Genomic DNA, 24,556 nt, shown 5'->3' with positions numbered 1-24,556 from the left:
CCGGGAGGGCGGGGGTACGGGGCGGACTACTCGCGGTCCGCGGTGTCGACGCCCTCCCAGACGTTCGAATACCAGGGCCGGTCGGCCGAGCCCTGGTCGGTGCGGCGCTGCTCGGCCGCCTCGGGGTCGATCATCGTATAGCCGGTCTCGCCGGGCTCCACATAGTGCAGATGCTCCCGGGCCAGCTTGCGGATGTACCTGTCGTCCTGGAGCCGGGCCTTCTCGTCGCGCAACCTCTCGACCTGCTCCTCCGCTTCCTTCCGCCGCTCCTGCTGTTCGGCGATCTCTCCGCGCTGGGAGACGTACTGCCGCATCGGGTAGGCGAGGGCGACGACGAGGGAGCAGACGATCAGGGCGAGGAAGGCGGCCCGGCCGGTGAGCCGGGAGCGGCGGGCCTGCCGCTTGTTCTGGGAGCGGTAGACCCGGGCGGCGGTCTGCTCGCCGAGCAGACGCAGCCGGGTCGCCGTGGAGAACCGGTCGCCGCCGGATCCGGCACTCTTCCGGGCCATGCCGTCCGCCTCCCCTGCTCCGTGTGTACGTGCGCACGTCCCCGGACACGGTACGGGACCGCGGCCGGGGACGTGGCGTACGACGGGCTGGCGAACCCTGCGGGCTCGGTCCGGCCCTGGAAGGGGTCAGCCCTTGAAGGGGTCAGCCCTTGAAGCGGGGGAAGGCGCTGCGGCCCGCGTAGACGGCGGCGTCGTCGAGGATCTCCTCGATGCGCAGCAGCTGGTTGTACTTGGCGACGCGCTCGGAACGGGCCGGGGCGCCGGTCTTGATCTGGCCGCAGTTGGTGGCGACGGCGAGGTCGGCGATGGTGACGTCCTCGGTCTCGCCGGAGCGGTGGGACATCATGCACTTGAAGCCGTTGCGCTGGGCCAGCTCGACGGCGTCGAGGGTCTCGGTCAGCGAGCCGATCTGGTTGACCTTGACCAGGAGGGCGTTGGCGGAGCCCTCTTCGATACCGCGGCCGAGGCGCTCCGGGTTGGTGACGAAGAGGTCGTCGCCGACGATCTGGACCTTGGAGCCCAGCTTCTCGGTGAGGGCCTTCCAGCCCGCCCAGTCGTCCTCGAACAGCGGGTCCTCGATCGAGACCAGCGGGTAGGCGGCGACCAGCTCCTCGTAGTACGAGGTCAGCTCGGCGGCGGAGAGGCTCTTGCCCTCGAACTGGTAGGCGCCGTCCTTGTAGAACTCGGAGGCGGCGACGTCGAGCGCCAGCGCGATGTCCTGGCCGGGGGTGTAGCCGGCCTCCTTGATGGCCTCCAGGATCAGGTCCAGGGCGGCCCGGTTGGAGTCCAGGTTCGGGGCGAAGCCGCCCTCGTCTCCGAGGCCGGTGGAGAGGCCGCGGCCCTTCAGCACCTTCTTGAGGGTGTGGTAGACCTCGGTGCCCCAGCGCAGCGCCTCGGAGAAGGACTCCGCGCCGATCGGGGCGATCATGAACTCCTGGATGTCGACGTTGGAGTCCGCGTGGGAGCCGCCGTTGAGGATGTTCATCATCGGAACGGGCAGCAGGTGCGCGTTCGGGCCGCCGAGGTAGCGGAAGAGCGGCAGGTCGGAGGCCTCGGAGGCGGCGTGCGCCACGGCGAGGGAGACACCGAGGATGGCGTTGGCGCCCAGCGACGACTTGTCGGGGGTGGCGTCCAGGTCGAACATCGCCTGGTCGATCAGGCGCTGCTCGGTGGCGTCGTAGCCGACCAGCTCCGGGCCGATCTGCTCGATGACGGCGAGGACGGCCTTCTCCACTCCCTTGCCGAGGTAGCGGTTCGGGTCCCCGTCGCGCAGCTCCAGGGCCTCGAAGGCGCCGGTGGAGGCACCGGAGGGCACGGCGGCGCGGCCGGTGCTCCCGTCGTCGAGGCCGACCTCGACCTCGACCGTGGGGTTCCCCCGGGAGTCGAGGATTTCCCGGGCTACGACGACGTCGATGGACGGCACGAGCATCTCCTTCTGGGATGTGACGCGTGGGGTGCGGGTCTCTTGAGCCTTGCGCCAAGAGCCTAACCGGACGGCGGGCGCCGCCCCGCCGATGCCCGCCCCCTGGGACGAAAAAGAGTGCGAAGAACTGCGGTGGTGGGCAAAAGCCGCGTTCCTACCGATGGGTAACAGTTCTCAGCTGGGCATCTGCTCGCTCAGACGGGTGCACGGGGGCGGTTCTCCGGGGCCGTACGGAGCAGTCCGGGGCGGCAGACGGAACCCCGGACCGGCGCGTACGGGGGAAGCGCGCCGGCCCGGGGTGCGGGGGGGTCGGACCCGTGGGGGGTGGACCGCAGGGGGGAGCCGCGGTCCGGGGTCCGGGTGGGGGCAGGTCCGGAAAGGGACCGGCCCCGGGGGTGCGGTTCGCGGGGAGCCGCAGGTCCGTTGGCCGAGGTGGAGCTGCCGGCCCGGGAGGGTCAGGCCCGTCAGCCGAGGTGGAGCTGCTGGCCCGGGAAGATGACGTCGGCGTCGTCGACGATGTCCTTGTTCAGCTCGAACAGCTTCTGCCAGCCGCCTTCGACCTGCTCGGCGTCGGCGATCTTGCTGAGGGTGTCGCCGGACTTGACCTCGTACTCGCCGTCGCCCTTCTCGAAGCCCTTGGCCGGAGCCGCGGACTTCGCCGAGGCCGGGGCCTGGGCGCGCTCGGAGCGGGTGGTCGGAACCTCGGCGCGCTCCTGCTTCGGCTGCGCGGGCTCGGCCTGCTGCTTCGGCTTCTCCTGCTTCGGCTGGGCCGGGGCCTGCTCGGCGGCGGCACCGCCGTACGGGGTGTTCGAGAGGCCGACACCGCACTTCGGCCAGGCGCCCTTGCCCTGGCCCGCCAGGGTCTTCTCGGCGATCTCGATCTGCTGCGCCTTGGTGGCGAGGTGCGCGTTGGGGGCGTACTTGGTGCCGCCGAAGGCGGCCCAGGTGGAGCTGGAGAACTGGACGCCGCCGTAGTAGCCGTTGCCCGTGTTGATGGACCAGTTGCCGCCGGACTCGCACTGGGCGACCTTGTCCCACTCGGCGGCGGTGGCGGCGGAGGCCGAGGTGGCGCCCATGATCGGGGCGGCGACGGCGACGGTGGTGATGCCTGCGAAGGCGGCGAAGCGGGCGGCCTTGGACGGGCGGCGGTGCTTGCCCTTGCTGGAAAACAGCATGGAGGTTCTCCTCACCGACGCCTACGAGGTGAGCTGTCGGGTTCGGGCGCAGTGAGTTGCCCGGCCGTACGACCCGCGTCGTACGGCTTCACCCCAAGCCGGTCGTCCGCCGCCCTCGCGGGCTGTCGGACGGGACCGGCACAAACCTGGGTCCCCCGCTCCTGCCTTCGGCGCTTTCGCGACGACTGTTCCCCCCGACCGACGGCAGGATTCGGCGTGACGGTCAGTGGTGCCCGCTTTGGCGAGCGGTCCAGACCGTAGTCACAGGCGTCCCGCTTCTTCAACGACGGAACATCGTGGGCAAAACGCCCATCCCACCCCTCCGGAAACTCGCGTTTTCGCAGGTGGCGTGCGGAATGAGGGATTCCGGAAGAGTGGGGACCACGGCCGGACCGAAGAGACTCATGTCTCACTTACACGGAAATGGACATATCCCAGCAAAATAGGGCGTCAATTTCGGTGTTCCGGAGGCTACTTCGCCTGGAGATCAAGGCTCTGGCCAGGGAGGATCAGATCGGGATCAGCTCCGACCAGCTCCTGGTTGGCCTCATAGAGCGCCGGCCAGCCGCCGGGGACCTTCTTCTCCTCGGCGATGGACCAGAGGTTGTCGCCGGAGCGGACCGTGTACGTACCGGAGGGCTGCCCGGCTTCACCCGTACCGTCCGCGGTGCCGGTCTTGGCCGGAGTGCCCGTACCGCCCTGATCGCCCTGATTCAGGGCATCGGAACGGGCGGTCTCGGAGCGGGAGGTCCGGTCGGGGCCGGAGGCGCGGGACGGGTCGGCGGTTTCCACGGACGGGGTGCCGGTGCTCCCGGGAGCGCCGGGGCCGGCCGGGCCCGAAGGGGTCTCCTTGGCGGCCTCCTCGGCGGCGGGTGCGCCGCGGTGCTTGCCGACGCCCTCGGCGGGCTTGGCCGCCGCCCCCTTCTTCTCCGCCTTACCGGCGGAGGGGGCAGGGGAAGCGGAGGCGTCCGGCGCCTTCTCCCCCGCCTTGGGCGGCTCCGCGGGGAGGTCGCCCGCCTTGGCCTGGCCCGCCGGGCGTCCGGCGGCGGGGCCGCTGGGCACCGGGTCGGCACCGCCCGGATCGGTCACGGCGCCCGTGGCACCGCCGAGGCCCGACGCGATCCCGCAGGACGGCCACGCCTTGGGCCCCTCGGCGGCGAGCACCTTCTCCGCCACGGCTATCTGCTGGGAGCGGCTGGCCAGATCCGGCCGGTCGGCGTACTCCCGGCCGCCGTAGGCGTTCCAGGTCTCCTGGGAGAGCTGGAGCCCGCCGTAGTAGCCGTTGAGGTTGTTCACGGTCCACTGCCCGGCGCTCTCGCACTCCGCGACACGGTCCCAGGTCGCGGAGTCGGCGGCGGACGCCGAGGTGGCGCCGAGGAGCGGGATCGCAATCGCGGACCCCGTCACCCCCGCTGCGACGACCAGGGCCGGGGCCTGGCGAGGACGGCGATGTCGACCATTCCCGGAGAGCATGCGGTGCTGCCTTTCGCGTGACGGCTGAGACGGGGGTGAACGTAGCCGCACTCGAACGTCTGTCACAAGTCGATGCAGCGGAGATCACGCGCACATCACGAATATGACGGACTATCATATTTGGTGGGGGTGAACTCCACCGGAAGGGTGCGCAGTCCACGCATGATCAGGCCGCCACGCCACCGCAAATCGTGATGATCCACCGCCAGTCGCAGGTCGGGAAGGCGGCGCAACAGAGTGGCGATCGCGGTCTGTGCCTCCAGCCGGGCGAGCGGCGCGCCCAGGCAGTAGTGGATGCCGTGGCCGTACCCGAGGTGCTGATTGTCACGCCGCGCGAGGTCGAGAACGTCCGGCCGGCCGAACCGCTCCGGGTCCCGGTCGGCCGCCGCCAGCACCACGAGCACCGGATCGCCCGCGGCCACTTCCTGACCGCCGATGGTCAGCGCCTCGGTGGCGTACCGCCAGGTCGCCATCTCCACCGGGCCGTCGTAGCGCAGCAGCTCCTCCACGGCCGTCACCAGCAGCGAGGTCTCCCCCGCGGCGAGCGACTCCTGGAGCCGGGCGCGCTGCGCCGGGTGGCACATCAGGGCATAGAGCCCGTTCCCCACCAGGTTGATGGTCGTTTCGAAGCCCGCGAACAGGAGGACGAAGCACATGGCGACCACCTCGTTCTCGGTGAGGTGCTCGCCGTGGTCGCTGGCCCGGATCAGACCGGAGATCAGATCGTCCGTGTCCTCGTCGCCGAGGTTCTCCCGCTTGCGGTGGATCAGCTCGGCGAGATAGCCCCGGATCCGCTTCACCGCACGGGCCACCCCGCCGCGCGGGCCCCCGCCGTGACGGATCATCATGCCCGCCCAGTCCCGCAGCTCGTCCTGGTCCTCCGGGGGTACGCCCAGCAGATCGCAGATCGCGTAGATGGGGAGCGGGAACGCGAACTCGTGGATCAGGTCCGCGCTCCCCCGGGCCGCGAACCCGTCGATCAGCCGGTCGGTCAGCTCCTGCACCCGCGGTTCGAAGGCCGCGACCCGGCGGGGTGTGAACGCCTTCGCCACGAGGCGGCGGAGCCGGGTGTGGTCGGGCGGGTCGATGTTCAGCAGATGCGTCATCAGCCCGGCGCTGCGTTCGCCCGGGATGCCGGTCTTGCCGCGGGCGTGCGCGGGTTCGTCGTGGTGCACGGGGTTCTTCGACAGCCGGGTGTCGGCGAGCGCCTGCCGGGCATCGGCGTACCGGGTCACCAGCCAGGCGTCGACGCCGCTGGGGAGGGTGGTCCGGTGCACGGGCGCGTGTTGGCGGAGCCAGGCGTAGGCGGGGTAGGGGTCGGTGGCGAACTCCCAGGTGAAGAGTGCGGGAGCGGGTCCCGGGCCGCCGGGTTCATGGGGGTTGCTGCTCACCCCCATGACGCTATCCCCTGGCGGCGGACCAGGCCGCGGGCCCCCTCCGGGGCGGTCGGGTGGAGGCCCTCAGGGGCGCGGCCCCGCTTCCCCTCTCCGGGGCGGTCGGGTGGAGGTTGTTAGGGGCGCTGGGGGTCCCCCCATTGCCCCTGAATGCCTCCACCCAAGCCGCCTTGGCGGAAGACAGGCCGCACCCCTATGTGCTCCACCTGGCCCCCTCGTGGAGGCGGGCGCGCCCCTAAAGGACCTCCGCCTGGCCCACCCCGTGGGAGACGGGTCCCCGGGGGGCGGAGGTGTCTACGGGGCGGCGTGCTCGCTGGTGCGGATCGCCGCGTGGTACGCCCGCGCCGCCGCCCGCAGCGCCGCCTCCGGGTCCGCCCCCTCCGCCTCCGCCGCGACCGCCAGCGCCAGCAGCTCGTATCCGACGCCGTCCCCGGCCGGGAGCCGCACGTCGAGTCCGGCGGTACGGACCCGGGACGCCAGCTTCGCCGCCAGCGCGAGGCCCGGCTGCCCCAGCGGAATGCCGTCGGTGACCGAGTCCCGCGCCTTCTCCTCCGCCTTGGTGCGCAGCCAGATCCGCCGTACGTCCTCCGGTGTCGCCGCCTCCTCGTCGCCGAAGACGTGCGGATGCCGGTGGATCAGCTTCGCCACGATCGTCGCGGCGACGTCGTCGACGGAAAACGGCTCCGCCGGGTCCTCCTCGGCGATCCTGGCGTGGAAGACGACCTGGAGCAGAACGTCGCCCAGCTCCTCCCGCAGCTCGTCGCGGTCGCCGTGTTCGATCGCCTCGACCAGTTCGTACGCCTCCTCGATGGCGTACCGGGCGAGGTCCTGATGCGTCGGTACGGAGGACCACGGGCAGGCGTCGCGGATCCGGTCCATGATCTGGACGAGGTCGAGGAGCCGGGCGCCGGGCAGATCGTACGAGCCGGGGAGCAGCTCCAGATCGGGCATGCCGCCGCGGCCGGATCCGGCGAGCCGGGCGAGGCCGTCGGTCAGGGCCCGGTCCCCCTCGCCCGAGACGAGGACGGCGACGGTCGTCCCCCCGGCGCACAGCTCCACCAGTTCCCGTGCGTCGGGGTCGGAGATGTCCACGTCCACCCCGGCGTCGCGGAGGTACGGGAGCTGGGGGTGGCCGGGGTCGGCGCAGAGCACCCGGCCCGCCTCGTGCAGGGCGCGCCACGCGGGCCAGGACAGCAGTCCGGGGGCGACCCGGTGGCTCGTGGTCAGGAGGACGATGCGCCCGGCGGAGGTATTCGTGGTGGTCACCCCTCGAACCTACCCCGGGCGGGATCACCCCCGGCGGGCCCGGCCGCCCCTCGGGCTCAGGCGGTCGGCACCTCGTTGGCAGGCGGTGCCTGCCGGGTGAGCTGGTTGATCCACGGCGCCTTGTAGTCGCCCAGGACCAGCTTCTGGTTGTCCCAGGTCCCGTAGCGGGGGTTCACGTCGATGTCGAGGGACTTCGCGGCGGCGATGAAGACGGCGTTGAGCTTCTGCTGCCCGTCCGGGGTGTTGGCGGCGCCGATGGACTCGGCCAGTTTGCCGATCAGCACTTCGCGTTCGATGACCCCGCCGACCTGGTCGGGGGCGACCCCGCGCTGCTGGAGGAAGGTCGCGGCGAGGGCCTGCGCGCCGCCCGCCTGCGCGGTGTAGGCGGCCTGGGCCTGCTGGAGCTCCTTGCGGGTGACGGTGATGCCCGCGTCGTCGGCTGCCTTCTTCACGACCCGGTCGACGATCAGGTCGAAGAGTTTGGCCCGGCCGAGCTGTCCGGTGTCCGCGATCATCTGCTGCCCTTCGGGCGCCTTCGCCTGGGCGGCGCGGACGTCCGCGACCTGGGCCTGGAGCGTGGACACCTCGACCCGCTGGCCGCCGATGACGGCGGCGGCGCCCGGGTGGGCCTCGCTGCCGCAGGCGGTGAGCAGGGGGGCGGCGGCGAGCAGTACGGCGGAGACGGAGATCGCGGTGCGACGACGGCGGTGCAAAGGAGCCTCCTGACGAGGTTTGTGCGACGAGTCACAAAGTCCTGCGGTGACCGATGGTAGGCAGTCGGCGGGGCGGGGGCCACTACTTCACCGCGACTGTTTTGGTCCAACGAGACGCCCGATACGGGAGATACGGACGATGCCACCCGGAACACCGGACCCGGACCCGACCCGGGCACCGGCCAGCGGCACCGGACCCGGACCCGGACCCAACCCGGACCGCAGACCGCGGCACGGCCCGCGCCGCCCCGGGCCCGGCACCGGCACCAGCCCCGCCGTCCCGTCCCGTCCCGTCGCGTCAGCGGCGCTCGGTGGAGCTCACCGGCTCGGACGGCTGCTCCTCGTCGCGCGCGCCCGGCTCCGGACGGAGCATGATCATGCGGGAGACCACGAAGGTCGCCGGGATCGCCGCGGCCGCCGCGATCAGCGGCGCGTACCGGTCGTCGAATTCCAGCACGTCCACCAGCAGATAGACACCACTGGTGGTCACCGTGAAATTGGTGAGGTTGGAGAGCGGGAAGAGGAAGAACTTCCGCCACGTCGGCCGGGTCCGGTAGGTGAAGTACGAAGTGAGGAAGAAGGAACCGATCATGCTGAGCACAAAGGCCACGATGTGCGCGGCGACGTACGGCAGTGCGTTCAGCAGCAGCAGATACAGACCGTAGTAGGTGCCCGTGTTGACCGCACCCACGAGGGCGAAGCGGACGAGCTGGCCGCGGATCGTCGTCTTCTCGCCGGTCACTCGGTCTCTCGGTCTCTCGGGTGGCACAGGGGCTGGAGGCCGTGTGCCGCGGGCCGCGCCGCGGCGGGCACGGCCGCTCCCCGGGAAGCGTACGGCATGACGGCCCCGCGCCCCGGACCCCGCGGGGCGGGTCCGGTCAGCGGTCAGCGGTCAGCGGTCAGCGGTTGAACTGGCGCCGGCGTTCGAGGGCCCGGCGCAGTTCGACGGGGAGCTGGTGGTACGGCCCGTGGACGCGCTCGGCGTCGTACAGCAGGGCCTGCAGCTCGTGCCGGGCCCCGGTGTGGTCACCGATCGCGAGCAGCAGGTTCCCGATGCGCTGCCGGATGTCGAAGGCGCGGCCGGTGTCCCCGGCGTGCTCGTAAGAGGGGAGGACCGCGCGGTACTCGGCGATGGCCGCGGCCGCCTCTCCGAGCTGCTCCAGACACTGGGCCGCGTCGTAGCGGAACTGGAGGGTCTGGGCGTCGGCGGGCCCGGCCTCGGCGGCCCGGTCGTCCGCGAGCCGCCGCAGTTCGGGGAGGGCGCGGCGGTACTGGCCGTCGTCCATCAGGGTGGTCGCGTACTGCTTGCGCAGGATGCGGACGACCGGGGAGTGTTCGCCGTGTTCGGCGGCGGCGGTCGGGAGGATGCCGCCGAGGATGTCCACGGCGCGGGTGATGCTGCCCTCGCCGAGCGCCTTCTTCACCTCGTCGACGGCGGCGGCCACATCGGGTCCGCGGCCGCCATGCGGCGGGGCCTCGGGAGTCCGGGGCGGGGGCGGCGGGGTGACGGCGCCCCCGGCGCGGTCCGGCCAGGGGGCGTGCGGGCGCAGGAAGGGGCGGGTGGGGTCGAGCGGTCCGCCGGGGTTGCCGTGCCGGGGCAGCAACGGTGCCAGCGCCGCGTACACCTCCTGCGCTCCGGAGGGCCGGTGCTGGGGGTCCTTGGCGAGCAGCCGCAGCACGAGCTGTTCCAGGGGTTCGGGGATATCGGGGCGGACCCGCCGGACCGGCAGCGGGGGCTCGTACAGATGGCGGTGGAGCACACCGAGCGCGGTGGAGCCCGCGAAGGGGACGTTTCCGCTGAGGAGTTCGTGCATCAGCACACCGAGGGCGTAGAGATCGGTGTACGGGCCGACGGCGCCGCCCATGGCCTGTTCCGGGGCCATATAGGCGGGGCTGCCGATGGGGGAACCGGTATGGGTGAGGCGGGTGGTGTCGGTGTCGATGACGGAGGCGACACCGAGGTCGAGGACGGTGACCGTACCGTCGGGTTTGACCATCACGTTCCGCGGTTTGAGGTCGCGGTGGACGATCGGGACGGCGTGGACGGCGGCGAGCACCGCGCAGAGCTGGGCGGCGACGCTGACGGTCCACTGCCAGGGGTACGGCTCGTGTTCGGCGAAGTGGTCGGCGAGGTCGGCGCCCTCGACGTACTGCATCACCAGGTACAGATCGTCGCCGTCGCTGCCCGCGTCGTGGACGGTGACCAGACCGGGGTGGGTGACCTGGGCGGTGACGCGGCATTCGCGGACGAAGCGGCGGCGCATCTCGTCGGCGTCGGTGCCCTGGGTCATGCGGTCGGGGCGGAGGAGTTTGACGGCGACCCGGCGGTCGAGGCGGTCGTCGTAGGCGGTCCAGACCTGGCCCATGCCGCCCTGGCCGATGACGGTGGAGAGTTCGTACCGGTCCGCGATGACGCGTCCGTTCACGGGTTCTGCTCCCGGCGGCCCTTGCGGAGGTAGTCGCTCAGCTCGTCGAGTTCGGCGCGGACCTGGTCGATCCGGGGCCCGTTGGCGGGGGCCGCGGGGGGCCGCTGCGCGGGCTGCGGGGGTACGGCCGGCACCGGGTTCACCGGGTTCACCGGGTTCACCGGGGGATATCCGTAGCCGGGGCGCTGGGGCGGGTAGCCGTAGCCGGGGGCGGCGGGAACCGGGCCGGCATCCTGCGGCGGCGGACCGAATCCGTAGCCGGGGCCCGCGGCCGGGCCGCCCTGGTACCTCTGCGCGGACTCCCACTGCCGACGCAGCCCGGCCTGATGGCGCACATCGGCGACGAAGTAGTGGACGGTGACGGCGACGGCCACGGCGAACAGCGCCAGGATCGCGGCCACATCGACGCCGTTGCCCGTTTCCGCGTCCGGGTCGGAGCCCCAGATTCCGATCATTGCGATCAGGCCGACGGTCACCAGGCAGCACGCCGCGAAGAGCATCCAGTCGACGGGCCGCCGCCGCATGAAGGCGATCCGCAGCATCGTCAGCCAGGCCAGCAGGCCCCAGGTCCCGAAGGTGATCACCAGGAAGCAGATATGCAGCACCACGACCGTCGCGGACGAACGCGGCTTCCCGTGCGGTGGGCCGTAGCCGGGGCCGTGCATTGCTGCTCCTGGGGACGAGGGCCTGGTTACGGACGAGGGTATACACCGGGGGCGGAGCCGTCCCGGGGTATACGGGGACGGGATGCCGGGCCGGGCCCGTGCTATCGGTTCCGGTCGGCCGTGGGGGCGCCGGGGGCGGGCCCGGTGGGATTCACGGTGGGGGTCACGGCCCACGTTCCGGTTCGACCGTACCGTCGGTGAGTCCGTCGTACAGGCCCTGGACGAGCTGTTCCCCGAGCCGTCCGGCGAGCCGTAGCGCGTCCTCGAAGGCGGCCAGGGCGCGGAACCGGTCGCCGTAGCGGCGCTGGTCGGGAAGGGGGACGCGGGGCAGTTGCAGCCGGCGCACGTCGAGCCGGGTCGCGGTCGATGCGTAGCTGCTGGCCTGCCGGGTGTTGGCGGTGCCGCGCAGGAATCCGGCGAGGAACCAGGGGTCGAGGGCTTCCGGCACGGGGCGCAGCAGCTGGAGGTTGCGGCCGAGGACGGCCCCGGCGGTGGTCTCGTCGACGACGCGGACCACGGAGGCGCCGCCGACTACGGGGATGACGACGTCTCCGGCGCGGGTGCGGACGGGCTCGTCGTCGGGGGTATCGGGCAGGACGCCGGTCGGCGGGGTGCCCGCGAGGACGTCGTATTCGGTGAGGACGGCGTCCCGGGTGCCCTGCGGGGTACGGCCGTGGTGGCCGCCGCCGGGCAGGGCGGAGCCGGCTCCGGCGCGGATGGTGAGGGCGCCCGCGCGGGCGAGTTCGCCGACGGTGGTGGAGGGCCAGGGCGCCGGGTGGGTGGGGGCAGCGGGTGAGGGCGTCAGCTCGCCGGTGAGGCGCAGGGTGTCGGTGAGGCGTTCCCGTACGCGCTCCAGCTCGCCCGCGTCACCGCCGGTGGCGGCGGGCGGCACATGGCGGGCGGGGGCCAGGTCGACGTCGTCGTCGAGGAGTTCGATGACGGGGACGGCTCGGCTGATCCCGGCCCGGTCGGCGGTTCCGTCGGCGCTGCCGTTCTCGTCGAAGGTCTGCCAGATGTCGAGGACGGTGTTGTGCACGGCCTGCCAGTCGACCCGGTCGCGGCCGCCGCCGGTGCCGCCGATGTCGACGGTGTCGACGACGAGGAGCCCGGCGGGAGGCAGCCGGCCGGGTTCGGGCCGGCGCAGCACCCAGAGGTGGAGCGGGATGCCGTACGGCGGGGCGGCGCCCGCGGGCAGGGCGATGACGGCGCGCAGGGCGCCCCGGCGCAGCAGTCCGGCGCGGATCCGGCGGCCGGAGCGGCGGGAGGCGGCGGCGGGCGGCATCAGCAGGACGGCGGTGCCGCCGGGGCGGAGGCGGGCGACGGCGTGCTGGACCCAGGCCAGTTCGGATTCGGTGCGGGCGGGGAAGCCGTACTCCCAGCGGGGGTCGTACCCCAGCTCGTCGTGGCCCCAGTTCCGTTCGTTGAACGGCGGATGGCAGAGCACGGCGTCGGCGTGGGTGTCGGGGAAGGCGTCGGAGCGCAGGGTGTCCCCGGCGCGCGCGGCGACGGTCACCGGGGGTTCGCTGTGGAGGGCGAGCCGGAGTGCCGTGAGGGCGGTGAGCGCGGGGTCGCTGTCTTGGGCGAGCAGGGCGGCGGGGTGCTCCACGGCGCGCAGCAGGGTGCCGCTCCCGGCGGCGGGGTCGAGCACGGTGGCGCCGCCGCGGGCGGTGTCCGGAGGTACGGCGAGGGCCGCCATCAGGGCTGCGGGTCCGGGCGGGGTCGGTGTGTACTGGCGGATGTTGGCGTCGAGGAAGCGGCCGAGGAGGAACTCGTACGTCCGGCGCGGTCCCAGTTCGGCGGCGAGTTCACCGACGGAGCGCAGGAAGGGCATGGCGGCGGGGTCCGGGTTCCGGCCGCCGCGCAGGGCCGGGGCGAGTGCTTCGAGCCGGTCGTCGCCGAAGCGCTGGGGCAGGAGCTGTTCGACGGCGGTGGGCAGCAGTTCGGCCATCCGCCGGTCGTCACCGGTGATCAGTTCGCGCCAGAGGGCGGGCCGGTCGCGGACCAGGAGGAGGACGACTCCGGCGCCGGTGAGATCGGCGGCGGCGGACGCGGGGTGGTCGGCCAGTTGTTGCCAGACCCGTTCACGGAGCGGGACTTCGGCCAGTTTGCCCTGGTCGCGCAGCCAGCGTTCGATGTCGGCGAGCGCGAAGGAGGGGCTGGTCTCGGTGCCGCCCACGGGCTTCGGGAAATCGGGGTGGCGGCGGCGCCAGTTGCTGACGGCGGCCCGTCCCACCCCCGCGAGCCGGGCGATTCCGGCCGCGGTGACTTCGCTTGCGCTCTCGGGCACCTGACGGCCTCCGTGATGATCCGTTCCGACGGTCCGCGGAACCGGCTGTTGTGTCGCCGATCATACCGAGCCCACACGAGAGCCCCCTTCACAGGGATCAAAAACCACTCCAACATTTTTTCCGTTGACTCGGTTCACAGGCTCTGTTCTTATTGACCCAGCACTTCACGGCCGCCTCGGTCCGCCCGGGGCGCAGCGTGAACAACCCCTTTGTCTGCCCGTGTTCATCGCGTGCATCGCCGATCCGACACCACCACCCCTCGAAGGGCGACCCCATGCCGTACGACACCCAGCAGTCTCCGCCCGGCGCGACGGGCTCCGCGACCGACCCCGACTGGGAGCCGGGAACGGAGCCGGAGCCGGGGTGGGGCGGTGCTCCGGGCGGGGGCCCGGCGGCGCCGTGAAGCAGGGCGGGGGCGCGGCGCGTACGGGGGTCCCGCCGCGCCCCGGGACGGCCGGCGCAGCGGCACGATGTCCGTCACCGGCCACGGGGTAAGGGACTGCGAGGTCCCGCCACGGACGGGAGCGGGGCGGACCACGACGGGGAGGTCGTGGTCCGCCCCGCTCTCCCGTTTTGTCCGACGCTTACGGCAGCGGGCCGGCCGCCCGCGCTGCGGTCAGCCCTCCGCCGCATCCTTCGACCCGCTGCCGGGTACGGCCACCGGCCGCCGCGCGCCACGAGTTCGGCCACGGGACGGCGCCCACCACTGGTTCGGCCACGGGACGGCACGAAGCCTCCCGCATCCCCATCAGCGGCCGCCCCGTTCGGCCTTGGTGCGGTACCGCCGGAAGACCATCCGGGAGAGACCCCAGGGGTAGTACCGCCAAGGCAGGGCACCGGCATAGCCGTCGACCACGCGGAAATGCTCCTTGGCCTCCTGGTAGCGCCCCTGCCGCACCAGGAAGTACGCGAGCATGTGGTGGGCATCCACCACCCCGGGGAGGTCCGGCGGGGCCGACTCCATCCGGGCCCTGGCCGTGTCGACCGCGGCCGTCACCCGCGCGCTGCGGTAACGCGCTTCGCTCGCCGTCTCGTCCTGGTGCTCGTACCACTCGAAGAGAGGCAGGGCCGCGAGGGGTGATCCGGACGGTGCCCGGGCGGCGGCCGACTCCGCGAACTTCCGGGCCGGCTTCTCCGAACCGTGCCACTTTTTGCACCAGTACTGGAGCGCCACCGCGTGGGCTTCGAAGTTGTGCGGCGACCGCTCGGTGATCCGCTTCCAGAGGTCGTCCATGGCACTGTGCGGATAACCGAGGCCCAAGGCCACCCACACTTCCTGGACAAGCGGAGAGGGATCGTCAGGGTTGAGCCGGGCGGCACGCGCGGTGGCCTCACGTGCGACCTCCAGCGCACGGTGGAAGTCGGCGAACTGCTTCGGAGAAGTATTCGCAGCACGTCGCGCACCTCTCAGGTGCCACGCATACCGGACCTGGAAGGCGGCCCGGACGACCGCCGCGTCCGCGTCGTCGGGGCGTGCCCGCTCCCAGCCCGTGAGCCAGGCGTCGCTCTTCCCCTCGGCCAGCCGTCCGATCCTGCCGACGCGGTACGCACGGCGGTCCCAGTCCTGCCCGGTGTCGGCGAGCAGTTCCGCCATGGGCTCCCACCGCCCGCGGCGGGCGGCCTTCCAGGCCTTCTCCAGCTGCCGATCGGGGCCGGGCAGCACGGGGTGGAGCCGCTTCGGCGAACCGAGCAGAACGATCCGGGCACCGAGCAGCGCGACGACAAGGCCCGCCAGTACAGACACTTCGATACCCGTCCGTCCCTAGGATGATCATAAGGATCACGGCAGGATACGTGCGGAGGATCCGGATGCCTCCGGCGGGCGGCGTCCGGTCCCGACCGGCAGTCTCAGGAGCCGCACTGCTTCAGCATCATGTTCCGGTCCGGGGCCGTCACCAGCAGCTCGTACTTCCGTGCCACCTGCGCGAACCGCATCGCGTAAGCACAGCGGACGGCCTTGTTCGGCGGCAGCCAGGACGCCGGGCCGGAGTCCCGTTTGGCCTGGTTGGCCGGGCCGTCGACCGCGAGCAGATTGAGCGCGTCATTGGCGAATCGTTCCCGCTGGTCCGCGGTCCAGCGCGCGGCGCCCATCCGCCAGCCGTACGCCAGCGGCACCACATGGTCTATCTGCACCTCGGCGGCCTTCGCCTTCTTCCAGACGATGTCCTTGCCGGTGTATGGGTCGGAGAGGGTCATCGCAACGACGACGCAGTCCGAACCGTCCCGGAACCGCAGTTCCCGCCCGTCGCGACGGAGGACGTCGTTCCGGGTGTCGCAGCCGTTACGGGCCAGCGGTACGCCGTCGGCCGTATCGCTCCAGGCCCGGCCGAACTTCTCCCGCTCGTAACCCGTCCCGGGCCCACGGCCCTTGGTGGCCAGCGAACCGATCAGCTTCCGGGCCGCCGCCCGGTCCGCGTCGGCGACGGGCGCGAGCCCGGGGCGCGTACCGTCCGGATTGGCCGGCGGACCGACCGCGCCGGGCCCGCTCCCCCGTGCCTCCTCCGCTCCCGGCGGCCCGCCGCCCTCGCAGCCGGTGACCAGCACGGCCGCGCCGAGCAGGGCGATCGCATACGTTATGGGGGCCTTGCGACTGTTCTCCACCCCGGCAGGGTACTGACGGCGGCAGCCGGGTGACGCCCCTGGCAGCGGCATTGTCAGTGCCCCGTGTCACGATCGGACCGAGCACATATCAGGGGCGGGACCGGCGCGGCGACGCGCCCGGTCCCCAGGGGAGGGACAGCACCATGGGCGCCTGGGACATCGGACCCTTCGACAACGACACGGCGGCCGACTTCTCGGGCCACCTCGACGACGCGGAGCCGGAGCAGCGCGAGGAGCTGATCCGCCGCACCCTCACGGAGGCCGCGAACACCTCCGCATCGGACTACCTCGACAGTTACGAGGGCAACCGCGCGGTCGCCGCGGCGGCGCTGGTCGCGGCGCAGTGCCCGGACGGCGAGACGGTCGACCCGAGCTACGGCCCGAAGAAGCCCGTCCCCGTCCTCTCCCCCGACCTGCGCCCCCTGGCCGTCGCGGCCCTGGACCGGACCACGGCCCCGGACTCGGAGTCCGCGGACCTGTGGGAGGGCGAGGACGCGGTGGAATGGCGCAAGCAGGTGGCCCGAATGCGGGCGATCCTGGTGGCGGCGCCCGCGCAGTAGGGGACGGAAAAGGGCCCGGCGGCGCGCTTACCTTCCGCCGGGCTCCCTCGCGCACCTGTGCGCCCTTCCCGGACTCGGCCACCCACGGGCTTTCCCCTTCGAGTATTGACCGTGCGCCGCGAGCTACCGGGTAGCCCCACTTCAGGCGGTACTGGCAGTGGAGTCCGGGCAGCAATGACTGGGCAGCCCGGCGCGCGGCGCATCCACCGGGCTCCCCGGCGCGCGGGGCGCGTCCCGACATGCACGGCGGGCAGGCTCAGAGCACAACAGGCGGATCGCCGACGGCTCTGCTCACGGCCCGGCGTGGATGTTCGGGCTCCGGCTACAGCCCTCGTGGAGCCGCTTCCGCCCCGGGGAGGTCAGCGTTGAACGGCATCACCTTTGCCTGGCTGGAGATCACGGCGGAGTGCCAACTGGTCTGTGACCATTGCTATGCAGACTCCGGGCCCCGGCACGGCCACGGAAGGATGGCGACCCAGGACTGGCTGCGGGTGATCGCACAGCTCGCAGCGGAGGGCGTCGGAGCGGTTCAGTTCATCGGCGGGGAACCCATGCTTCATCCCGGCCTTCCCCTGCTGATGGGATCCGCACTCGACAGCGGGCTGCGAGTGGAAGTCTTCTCCAATCTCGTGCACGTCCCCGAAGACCTCTGGCCTGTTCTGCAGCGGAACGGCGTCTCCCTGGCGACGAGCTACTACTCGGACGAACCGGCCGAGCACGCGGCTGTCACGGGTCGACCGAGCTACGGCCGTACCCGGGCGAACATACTGGAGGCCGTCCACCGGGGGATTCCTTTACGCGCGGGCGTCATCGAGGTACGAGCAGGCCAACGTGTGACCGCCGCCCAGCGGGAACTGCGGGGCCTCGGAGTCCGTCGGATAGGTAGGGACCGGCTCCGCCAGGTCGGGCGGGGCGCGCGTGACCGGGTTCCGGACATGTCTCAGCTCTGCGGCCACTGCGCCTCCGGGGTGATAGCAGTATCACCTGACGGTTCGGTATGGCCCTGTGTCTTCTCCCGCTGGCTGCCCGTGGGAAACGTCCTGGCGGCCCCTCTGAGGGATATCCTGACCAGCCCCGAGGCTCAGCGGGTGCGGGAGCAACTGGCCGCTGAATTCGCGGACCGTGAGATCGCCGGGGCAGGCAAGCCAAAACCGACGCCTTGCGATCCCAAGTGCGGCCCGTCGTGCGGGCCGGCCTGCACCCCCTCCTGTTGGCCGACGGGAACGGGCCCCTGCACGCCGAAGGGGGGCTGCCAGCCGAACTACGACTAGGAGCACCGTGTTCGTTGACCGGGTCTCGGTACCCGAAGGGCTGGCGCCGGACCGCGCAGACCGGAACCGGTGGCCTTTTACCGTCCCCGCTGTCGCTCAGCTCCTCAATGACGGAATGAGTTTTACCCGACCGGTTACCTTCCTCGTCGGAGAGAACGGTTCGGGAAAGTCGACCCTGGTCGAGGCCATCGCGGAGAGCTTCAAACTGGATGCCAGGGGTGGGCGGCTGGCTCGGGTTCACGGCCGGCCCGACCCCACCAAGACGCCCCTGGGTGAGATTCTGCGCGCGGACACCACCCGGGCCGGGGCACGGATGCTGGCCGGCCCACGCAGAAACAAGAAGGGTTTCTTCCTACGAGCCGAGACCGCTTTCGACATGACCGAGAATCTGGGCGGCGTACCCGGGTACTGGGATGAGGACACCAGCGCCATGAGTCATGGTGAGGGCTTCCTCACGATGTTCCAGGCCATGTTCGGCACACCAGGCTTCTACCTCATGGACGAGCCGGAAGCCGCCCTGTCCTTCAGCTCGTGCCTTCAGCTCGTCGGCCTGATGCACCGACTCGGCGAGAGCGGGGCCCAAGTGGTGTGCGCAACTCACTCACCCATTTTGGCCAGTACTCCCGGCGCCGACATCATCGAAGTCGGCGAGCACGGTTTCCACCGGACTTCCTGGGAGGACCTCGAACTGGTCGACCACTGGCGCCGTTACCTGAACAACCCTGCCGCCTATCTGCGTCATATCGTCCCGTGACCACCGCCGATCCCGACGAGGCAGCCGAGGCCGACCGTCGTTTCCGCCGCTGGATGTACGGAAATCTCGACCATGCCGCTGGCCATTTCGGCCTCACGGTCACGGGCCCGCCCGTCTTCGGCTGGCGCGATCGTTCCATCAGCTCTGCGGCGGACAGTCCGGACGGCATCCGCTGGCTGCGGGTCGTCTCCGAGCAGACCGAGTGGGCCCACGGCCGTGGTTGGACAGGGAACACCGATGCCAATGTGCTGACAGGCATTCCCAAACCCCAAGTCCTCAGGGTCCACGAATGGGCTGAAGGCGACTGGCGGCGGCAGCGCGCCGAAATGATGACCTATGTATCCGGAACGCCCTGTTCACCGACCGACACAGCGCCATCCGGACTCGACCCGTCCGGCATCTGGTGGAAGGGCCTCCAGCAAGCCGTCCGGCGTCTGGCCGCAACAGCGACCGACCGCATCAACGCCGATCAGGAAAAGGTCGACCAGCGGGTACGCGCGGCTTTCGGCGAAGAGGTCGTCATCCGGATCCGGAATTGGGAGACGGTCCATGGCGACCTGCACTGGGCCAATCTCCTCACCCCCCTCTCGGTACTCGACTGGGAACTTTGGGGCAAGGGCCCTCTGGGAACGGACGCAGCCACTCTCTACTGCTACAGCCTCACTTCCCCGGCACTCGCGCAGAAGGTCCGCGACCACTTTCCCGTCCTCGCCACGTCCGACGGGCGCCGCGCCCAGCTGTATGTCGCCGCCCGCCTCCTCCACCGGTCCGGGCTGGGCGACCATCCCCATCTCACTCGGCCACTCCGCAGCCTCGCGCAGCAGCTACTCACCAGCATGGCCTGACCGTCCGGGGTGGGGCGCTCGGCCCCGGACCGGTCAGGCCACAGGCTCGGAATCAGCCCCGTGCCCCACCGGTCCGGGCCCCTGGTCAGCTCCCCAGGATCGTCGTCAGGAACTCGCCCGTCCACGCCAGCAGCTCCCGCCCCACCACCGGCTTTCCGCCGATCTTGCCGGTCGTCGGGCGCGGGACCAGGATCTGGTTCGCGGCCGGCTTCACGACCGTGCGCGGGTAGAGCCGCATCAGGCGCAGCTCCTGCGATTCCCGCAGTTCCACCGGGGCGAAGCGGATGTTGTTGCCCTGGAGGACGATCTCGCCGACGCCGCAGGCGCGGGCCAGCATCCGCAGGCCGGCGACCAGGAGGAGGTTCTCCACAGGCTCGGGCAGCTTGCCGTAGCGGTCGGTCAGCTCCTCGCGTACCGCCTTGACGTCCTCCTCCGAATTGGCCGCGGCGATCGACCGGTAGGCCTGGAGGCGGAGGCGCTCGCCGGGGGCGTAGTCGTGCGGGACATGCGCGTCGACCGGGAGTTCGATCTTGACTTCCAGGGGGGGCTCCTCCTCCGCGCCGCCCTCCAGGGACGCCCGGTAGTCGGCGACCGCCTCGCCCACCATCCGTACGTACAGATCGAAACCGACGCCCGCGATATGGCCGGACTGCTCGCCGCCGAGGAGGTTGCCCGCGCCGCGGATCTCCAGGTCCTTCATCGCCACGTACATGCCCGCGCCCATCTCGGTGTGCTGGGCGATGGTGGCGAGGCGTTCGTGGGCGGTCTCGGTGAGCGGCTTCTCCGGCGGGTAGAGGAAGTACGCGTACCCCCGCTCCCGGCCCCGGCCCACCCGGCCGCGCAACTGGTGCAGCTGGGAGAGGCCGAAGTTGTCGCCGCGCTCCACGATCAGGGTGTTGGCGTTGGAGATGTCGATACCGGACTCGACGATCGTCGTGGACACCAGGACGTCGAACTTCTTCTCCCAGAAGTCGACGACGACCTGTTCGAGTACGTTCTCCGACATCTGGCCGTGAGCGGTGGCGATCCGTGCCTCCGGCACGATTTCCCGGAGCCGGGCCGCCGCCCGGTCGATGGACTCGACCCGGTTGTGGATGTAGAAGACCTGCCCCTCGCGGAGGAGTTCGCGGCGGATCGCGGCGCCGATCTGCTTCTCCTCGTACGGGCCGACGAAGGTGAGGACCGGGTGCCGCTCCTCCGGCGGGGTGGTGATCGTCGACATCTCGCGGATGCCGGTTACCGCCATCTCCAGGGTCCGCGGGATCGGCGTCGCGGACATCGTCAGTACGTCGACGTTGGCCCGGAGCTTCTTCAGCTGCTCCTTGTGCTCGACGCCGAACCGCTGCTCCTCGTCGACGATGACCAGCCCGAGGTCCTTGAACTTGGTCTCGGACGAGAACAGCCGGTGGGTGCCGATGACGACGTCGACCATGCCGTCCCGCAGGCCCTCCAGGGTGGCCTTGGCCTCGGTGTCGGACTGGAAGCGGGACAGCGCGCGGACGTTCACCGGGAACTGCGAGTACCGCTCGGAGAAGGTGCCGAAATGCTGCTGCACCAGCAGCGTCGTCGGGACGAGGACGGCGACCTGCTTGCCGTCCTGGACGGCCTTGAACGCGGCCCGTACCGCGATCTCCGTCTTGCCGTAGCCGACGTCGCCGCAGATCAGCCGGTCCATGGGGACCGACTTCTCCATGTCCTCCTTCACCTCGGCGATGGTGGAGAGCTGGTCGGGGGTCTCCGCGTACGGGAAGGCGTCCTCCAGCTCCCGCTGCCAGGGGGTGTCGGGGCCGAAGGTGTGGCCGGGGGCCGCCATCCGGGCCGAGTAGAGCCGGATCAGATCGGCGGCGATCTCCTTGACGGCCTTCTTCGCCCGCGCCTTGGTCTTGGTCCAGTCCGCGCCGCCGAGACGGTGCAGGGTGGGGGCCTCGCCGCCGACGTACTTGGTGATCTGCTCCAGCTGGTCGGTGGGGATGTAGAGCCGGTCGCCGGGCTGGCCGCGTTTGGCGGGGGCGTACTCGACGACGAGGTACTCGCGGGTCGCGCCCTGGACGGTCCGCTGCACCATCTCGATGTAGCGGCCCACACCGTGCTGCTCGTGGACGATGTAGTCGCCGGTCTCCAGGGTCAGCGGGTCGATCGTCTTACGGCGGCGGGTCGGCATCCGCCGGCCGTCCTTGCCCGCGGCCTTCTGGCCGGTGAGGTCGGTCTCGGTGAGGACGGCGAGACGGAGCCCGGGGTCGATGAAGCCGTAGTCGATGGAGCCGGTCGCCACCTGGACGACCCCGGGGGCGATTTCGGTGAGGTCGGTGTCGAGCCGGGCCGGGACGCCCTCGCCGCCGAGGACCTCGACGGTGCGGGCGGCCGGGCCGTGGGCCTCGGTGACGAAGACCGTACGCCAGTTGTCGGCCAGCCAGCCCTTGGTGTCGGCGAGGGCGCGGGCGGTGTCGCCGCGGTACGAGTCCGGGGCGTGCATCCCGAGCTTGACGGTGTCCTCGGACAGCTCCTCGTCGGCGGCGAACGGCGCCACCGTCCACCACATCATGTCCAGTTCGCGGGCCCGGTCGCGGACGTCCGCGATGCTCCACAGCGACGCCGCGCCGACGTCGATCGGCGCCTCGCCGCCGCCCGCGGTCGCCGCCCAGGAGGCGTGCAGGAACTCGCGCGAGGTGGCGACCAGGTCGGCCGCCCGGGTCCGGACCCGCTCGGGGTCGCAGACCAGGGCCATCGCGCCGTCCGGGAGGACGTCGAGCAGCAGCTCCATATCGTCGACGAGGACCGGCGCCAGGGACTCCATGCCCTCGACCGCGATCCCCTCCGCGATCTTGCCGAGGAGTTCGCCCAGCTCGGGGTGGGCCTCGGCGAGCGCGGCGGCCCGCTCCCGGACCTGGGGGGTGAGCAGCAGCTCACGGCAGGGCGGGGCCCACAGACCGTGCTCGGCGACCTCCAGCGACCGCTGGTCGGCGATCTTGAAGTAGCGGATCTCCTCGATGTCGTCGCCCCAGAACTCCACCCGCAGGGGGTGCTCCTCGGTGGGCGGGAAGACGTCCAGGATGCCGCCGCGGACGGCGAACTCGCCACGCTTCTCGACCAGCTCCACCCGGGCGTACGCGGCGGCGGCGAGCGCGTCGACGACCTCGTTCAGATCGGCCTGCTCGCCGGTGCGCAGGGCCACGGGAACCAGCTCCCCCAAGCCCTTGACCTGCGGCTGGAGTACGGAGCGGATCGGGGCGACCACCACGGAGACGGGCCCGGCGGCCGGATCGTCGGCGGAGGGGTGGACCAGCCGTCGGAGCACGGCGAGCCGGCGGCCCACCGTGTCGGAGCGGGGCGAGAGGCGCTCGTGGGGCAGGGTCTCCCAGGCGGGGTACTCGGCGACGGAGTCCTCGGGCAGCAGGGAGCGCAGGGCCGCGGCGAGGTCCTCGGCCTCCCGGCCGGTCGCGGTGACCGCGAGAACGGTCCGCCCGGCGTCCCTGGCCAGCGCGGCGACGGCGAAGGGCCGGGCGGCGGGCGGCCCCACCAGATCCACGTGCATCCGTCCGGCGCCACGGGCGGCCTCGACGGCCTCGGCGAGCGCGGGGTCACGTACGACTGCGTCCAGCAGACCGTGCAGGCTCATGAAAGACGTTCCATCCCGGTGATGCGATCCGACGGGTACGGGCAGCGCTGCGGCCAACGGGCAACGCGAACGACCCGGCACGTGCGACGGGCCGGGGTCTCCCCAGCCTACGCCCGCGCCCGGGGCCCCGCGCGCCCGGCGACAGGGACCGGCCACGGTCCGTGACAGCGCGATGACGGCCATCCCGCTGCGCCGGGACGGCCGGGGCGCCGAAGGCGGTGATTACGGGCCGGAAGCCGGAGCGGATGCGGGAGATCCGCGCCCGGATCATCCGGGCCGTCGAGGATCCGGACACCGAACTCCGGATGACGGTGGCAACGCCGGTGATCGGTGATCCCCGGAGGTGCCACATCAGCAACGAGGTCAATCTGCTCGACGGCACCGGGAACCCTGGTGTAGTCATCTCCTGATGCCCCGGTCCGGCCCCGGTCGCGCCCCAGCGGCGATCTCAGGAGCCGACCCCCGGCACAGGACCCGTACCGCCCCAGCCTCTTCTCACCCCGGGGGAACGATGTCCCAACCCGATCCGGCCCCGGATCCACCGCCCCAGCAGCCCTGGCGCAATCCGCCCCGGCCGCCCGCGGGGAGCCCACCGGCGCCCCGGCACCCTCCCGCGCCCGGACTTCCGCCCGACCCGGCGGGGCCGGAGCGCTTCCCCGCGGACGGCGCCTACCGCACGGTCGGCATCCGGGTCACCCAGCGGCTGCTCTGGGTCGACCAGGCCGTGTATCCGCTCCAGAACATCACCCGGGTCCACACCACGATGCTCGCACCGGACCGGAAGCGAGCGGTACTGACCCTCGTCAAGGTCCTGGTCGTCCTCGTCCCTGTGTTCATCATCATCGGACTCCTGGAGGAGGCGACGGCACCCAGCGGCGGCTACGGCTCGGACGAACCCTCCGGTGCCTCGGCACTCCTGACGACGATCTGGGTGCTGGCCGTCCTCGGCACGATCGCACTCGTCATCCGGACGCTCGTCATCGTCCTGAGCCCCAGCCGTGATGTCCTGGTCATCGAGACCAGCGGCCCGCCGGCCGCGGTGCTTCCCGGCCGGGACCGTGCGGAACTCCACCGGATCACCCTCAGGATCGCCCACGCCCTGGAGCACCCCGAGACCGAGTTCCAACTCACGGTGCAGACCCTGGTCATGGGCAATATGCGGAACTACCAGTACAACAACAACGTCAACATGTTCGGCGGAAACGGGAACACGGGAGTGAGCGGATGACGAGCGGCAGCGGCTTCCAGGAGCACCACAACACCGTGAACATGTACGGCGGCACCGGGAACAGGGGCATCTCCTACGACCAGCGCACCACCGCCCCCGTCTCCTTCGACGCCGGACTCCGGGAGCTGCGGCCGCTGCTCGCGGGACTGCGGGCCGGGATCCCCGAGGGAGACGGCCGAACCCTCGACGAGGCGCTGGGCGTTCTGGCCGAGCCCGAAGCCCAGCCGCAGAACCGGCGCAACGCGCTGATGGCGATCATCGGTGTCGCCGCGACTGCCGGAACGCTGGGGGAATCCGTACTCTCCCTGGCGCGGCAGCTCCTCCAACTGCTCGGCGGCTGACCAGCCCA

Annotated in this window: 21 protein-coding genes and 1 riboswitch; of the genes, 7 read left to right on the top strand and 14 right to left on the bottom strand. The window is 71.6% G+C overall.

What is annotated here, in order from left to right; translation table 11 throughout:
• Window positions 1–26 precede the first annotated feature (26 nt).
• From ACIQ9E_RS24550 to ACIQ9E_RS24490, 13 genes are all read right to left on the bottom strand, one after another.
• Window positions 27–509, bottom strand: coding sequence for a septum formation initiator family protein (locus tag ACIQ9E_RS24550; protein ID WP_366258062.1), 483 nt, complete (start codon window positions 507–509; stop codon window positions 27–29).
• Window positions 510–651: 142 nt separating this feature from the next.
• Entirely contained in the window at window positions 652–1,938 is a 1,287-nt protein-coding gene (gene eno, locus ACIQ9E_RS24545; RefSeq protein ID WP_403710385.1) for a phosphopyruvate hydratase, read from the bottom strand.
• 458 nt (window positions 1,939–2,396) lie between these two features.
• A complete protein-coding gene (locus tag ACIQ9E_RS24540; protein ID WP_403710383.1) occupies window positions 2,397–3,107 on the bottom strand; it encodes a transglycosylase family protein in 711 nt (236 codons plus the stop codon).
• Between the two features lie 3 nt (window positions 3,108–3,110).
• Window positions 3,111–3,290, bottom strand: a riboswitch (cyclic di-AMP (ydaO/yuaA leader).
• A 288-nt stretch (window positions 3,291–3,578) separates the two neighbouring features.
• Complete coding sequence (locus ACIQ9E_RS24535; RefSeq protein ID WP_403710381.1) at window positions 3,579–4,514, bottom strand: transglycosylase family protein; 936 nt, start codon at window positions 4,512–4,514, stop codon at window positions 3,579–3,581.
• Between the two features lie 161 nt (window positions 4,515–4,675).
• Window positions 4,676–5,977, bottom strand: coding sequence for a cytochrome P450 (locus ACIQ9E_RS24530; protein ID WP_403710379.1), 1,302 nt, complete (start codon window positions 5,975–5,977; stop codon window positions 4,676–4,678).
• 291 nt (window positions 5,978–6,268) lie between these two features.
• The gene (locus ACIQ9E_RS24525; RefSeq protein ID WP_403710377.1) at window positions 6,269–7,240 is read right to left on the bottom strand and encodes a nucleoside triphosphate pyrophosphohydrolase; all 972 of its coding nucleotides are present in this window, start codon (window positions 7,238–7,240) and stop codon (window positions 6,269–6,271) included.
• Window positions 7,241–7,296: 56 nt separating this feature from the next.
• Window positions 7,297–7,953 carry a SurA N-terminal domain-containing protein gene (locus ACIQ9E_RS24520; RefSeq protein WP_403710375.1) on the bottom strand — a complete coding sequence of 219 codons (657 nt, stop codon included), beginning with the start codon at window positions 7,951–7,953 and terminating at the stop codon, window positions 7,297–7,299.
• A 298-nt stretch (window positions 7,954–8,251) separates the two neighbouring features.
• Window positions 8,252–8,695 carry a GtrA family protein gene (locus ACIQ9E_RS24515; RefSeq protein WP_403710373.1) on the bottom strand — a complete coding sequence of 148 codons (444 nt, stop codon included), beginning with the start codon at window positions 8,693–8,695 and terminating at the stop codon, window positions 8,252–8,254.
• Between the two features lie 157 nt (window positions 8,696–8,852).
• Entirely contained in the window at window positions 8,853–10,379 is a 1,527-nt protein-coding gene (locus ACIQ9E_RS24510; protein WP_403710371.1) for a protein kinase, read from the bottom strand.
• Window positions 10,376–11,044, bottom strand: coding sequence for a hypothetical protein (locus tag ACIQ9E_RS24505; RefSeq protein ID WP_403710369.1), 669 nt, complete (start codon window positions 11,042–11,044; stop codon window positions 10,376–10,378). The genes ACIQ9E_RS24510 and ACIQ9E_RS24505 overlap by 4 nt, the downstream gene beginning before the upstream one ends.
• Window positions 11,045–11,207: 163 nt before the next feature.
• On the bottom strand, window positions 11,208–13,331 hold the full coding sequence (locus tag ACIQ9E_RS24500; RefSeq protein ID WP_403710367.1) for an N-6 DNA methylase: 2,124 nt from the start codon (window positions 13,329–13,331) through the stop codon (window positions 11,208–11,210).
• A gap of 749 nt (window positions 13,332–14,080) precedes the next feature.
• Window positions 14,081–15,076 carry a hypothetical protein gene (locus ACIQ9E_RS24495; protein WP_403710365.1) on the bottom strand — a complete coding sequence of 332 codons (996 nt, stop codon included), beginning with the start codon at window positions 15,074–15,076 and terminating at the stop codon, window positions 14,081–14,083.
• Window positions 15,077–15,180: 104 nt separating this feature from the next.
• Entirely contained in the window at window positions 15,181–15,933 is a 753-nt protein-coding gene (locus ACIQ9E_RS24490; RefSeq protein WP_403710363.1) for an HNH endonuclease family protein, read from the bottom strand.
• 143 nt (window positions 15,934–16,076) lie between these two features.
• Here ACIQ9E_RS24490 and ACIQ9E_RS24485 point away from each other — a divergent pair, with 143 nt between their 5' ends.
• The 4 genes from ACIQ9E_RS24485 (at window position 16,077) to ACIQ9E_RS24470 (ending at window position 19,363) form a co-directional block, all read left to right on the top strand.
• Window positions 16,077–16,493 carry a DUF4259 domain-containing protein gene (locus ACIQ9E_RS24485; RefSeq protein WP_403710361.1) on the top strand — a complete coding sequence of 139 codons (417 nt, stop codon included), beginning with the start codon at window positions 16,077–16,079 and terminating at the stop codon, window positions 16,491–16,493.
• A 239-nt stretch (window positions 16,494–16,732) separates the two neighbouring features.
• Window positions 16,733–17,764: a radical SAM/SPASM domain-containing protein gene (locus tag ACIQ9E_RS24480; protein ID WP_403710359.1), complete on the top strand. Its 1,032-nt coding sequence runs from the start codon at window positions 16,733–16,735 to the stop codon at window positions 17,762–17,764.
• 7 nt (window positions 17,765–17,771) lie between these two features.
• Window positions 17,772–18,518, top strand: coding sequence for an ATP-binding cassette domain-containing protein (locus ACIQ9E_RS24475; RefSeq protein ID WP_403710357.1), 747 nt, complete (start codon window positions 17,772–17,774; stop codon window positions 18,516–18,518).
• Window positions 18,515–19,363 (top strand): phosphotransferase, encoded by an 849-nt coding sequence (locus ACIQ9E_RS24470; protein ID WP_403710355.1) that lies wholly within the window; start codon window positions 18,515–18,517, stop codon window positions 19,361–19,363. The genes ACIQ9E_RS24475 and ACIQ9E_RS24470 overlap by 4 nt, the downstream gene beginning before the upstream one ends.
• Before the next feature lie 85 nt (window positions 19,364–19,448).
• Here the strand turns inward: ACIQ9E_RS24470 and mfd are convergent, their stop codons facing one another.
• Window positions 19,449–22,979: a transcription-repair coupling factor gene (mfd, locus tag ACIQ9E_RS24465; protein WP_403710353.1), complete on the bottom strand. Its 3,531-nt coding sequence runs from the start codon at window positions 22,977–22,979 to the stop codon at window positions 19,449–19,451.
• Window positions 22,980–23,224: 245 nt separating this feature from the next.
• Here mfd and ACIQ9E_RS24460 point away from each other — a divergent pair, with 245 nt between their 5' ends.
• From ACIQ9E_RS24460 to ACIQ9E_RS24450, 3 genes are all read left to right on the top strand, one after another.
• Window positions 23,225–23,389 (top strand): hypothetical protein, encoded by a 165-nt coding sequence (locus ACIQ9E_RS24460; RefSeq protein WP_403710351.1) that lies wholly within the window; start codon window positions 23,225–23,227, stop codon window positions 23,387–23,389.
• Window positions 23,390–23,490: 101 nt separating this feature from the next.
• Complete coding sequence (locus ACIQ9E_RS24455; RefSeq protein WP_403710349.1) at window positions 23,491–24,207, top strand: DUF6232 family protein; 717 nt, start codon at window positions 23,491–23,493, stop codon at window positions 24,205–24,207.
• Window positions 24,204–24,548 carry a hypothetical protein gene (locus ACIQ9E_RS24450; protein WP_403710347.1) on the top strand — a complete coding sequence of 115 codons (345 nt, stop codon included), beginning with the start codon at window positions 24,204–24,206 and terminating at the stop codon, window positions 24,546–24,548. Before ACIQ9E_RS24455 ends, ACIQ9E_RS24450 begins: the two co-directional genes overlap by 4 nt.
• Window positions 24,549–24,556: the final 8 nt, after the last annotated feature.

Origin of the sequence: Streptomyces sp. NPDC094448, from assembly GCF_044763775.1 — a bacterium.
Taxonomy (GTDB): Bacteria; Actinomycetota; Actinomycetes; order Streptomycetales; family Streptomycetaceae; genus Streptomyces.
This window is presented reverse-complemented; position numbering and strand designations above follow the sequence as displayed.

Coding starts and splice junctions, on each gene's coding strand:
- ACIQ9E_RS24485 (WP_403710361.1), top strand. CDS start 16,077: ATGGGCGCCTGGGACATCGGACCCTTCGACAACGACACGGCGGCCGAC.
- ACIQ9E_RS24550 (WP_366258062.1), bottom strand. CDS start 509: ATGGCCCGGAAGAGTGCCGGATCCGGCGGCGACCGGTTCTCCACGGCG.
- ACIQ9E_RS24455 (WP_403710349.1), top strand. CDS start 23,491: ATGTCCCAACCCGATCCGGCCCCGGATCCACCGCCCCAGCAGCCCTGG.
- eno (WP_403710385.1), bottom strand. CDS start 1,938: ATGCTCGTGCCGTCCATCGACGTCGTCGTAGCCCGGGAAATCCTCGAC.
- ACIQ9E_RS24460 (WP_403710351.1), top strand. CDS start 23,225: ATGCGGGAGATCCGCGCCCGGATCATCCGGGCCGTCGAGGATCCGGAC.
- ACIQ9E_RS24540 (WP_403710383.1), bottom strand. CDS start 3,107: ATGCTGTTTTCCAGCAAGGGCAAGCACCGCCGCCCGTCCAAGGCCGCC.
- mfd (WP_403710353.1), bottom strand. CDS start 22,979: ATGAGCCTGCACGGTCTGCTGGACGCAGTCGTACGTGACCCCGCGCTC.
- ACIQ9E_RS24480 (WP_403710359.1), top strand. CDS start 16,733: ATGCACGGCGGGCAGGCTCAGAGCACAACAGGCGGATCGCCGACGGCT.
- ACIQ9E_RS24450 (WP_403710347.1), top strand. CDS start 24,204: ATGACGAGCGGCAGCGGCTTCCAGGAGCACCACAACACCGTGAACATG.
- ACIQ9E_RS24530 (WP_403710379.1), bottom strand. CDS start 5,977: ATGGGGGTGAGCAGCAACCCCCATGAACCCGGCGGCCCGGGACCCGCT.
- ACIQ9E_RS24505 (WP_403710369.1), bottom strand. CDS start 11,044: ATGCACGGCCCCGGCTACGGCCCACCGCACGGGAAGCCGCGTTCGTCC.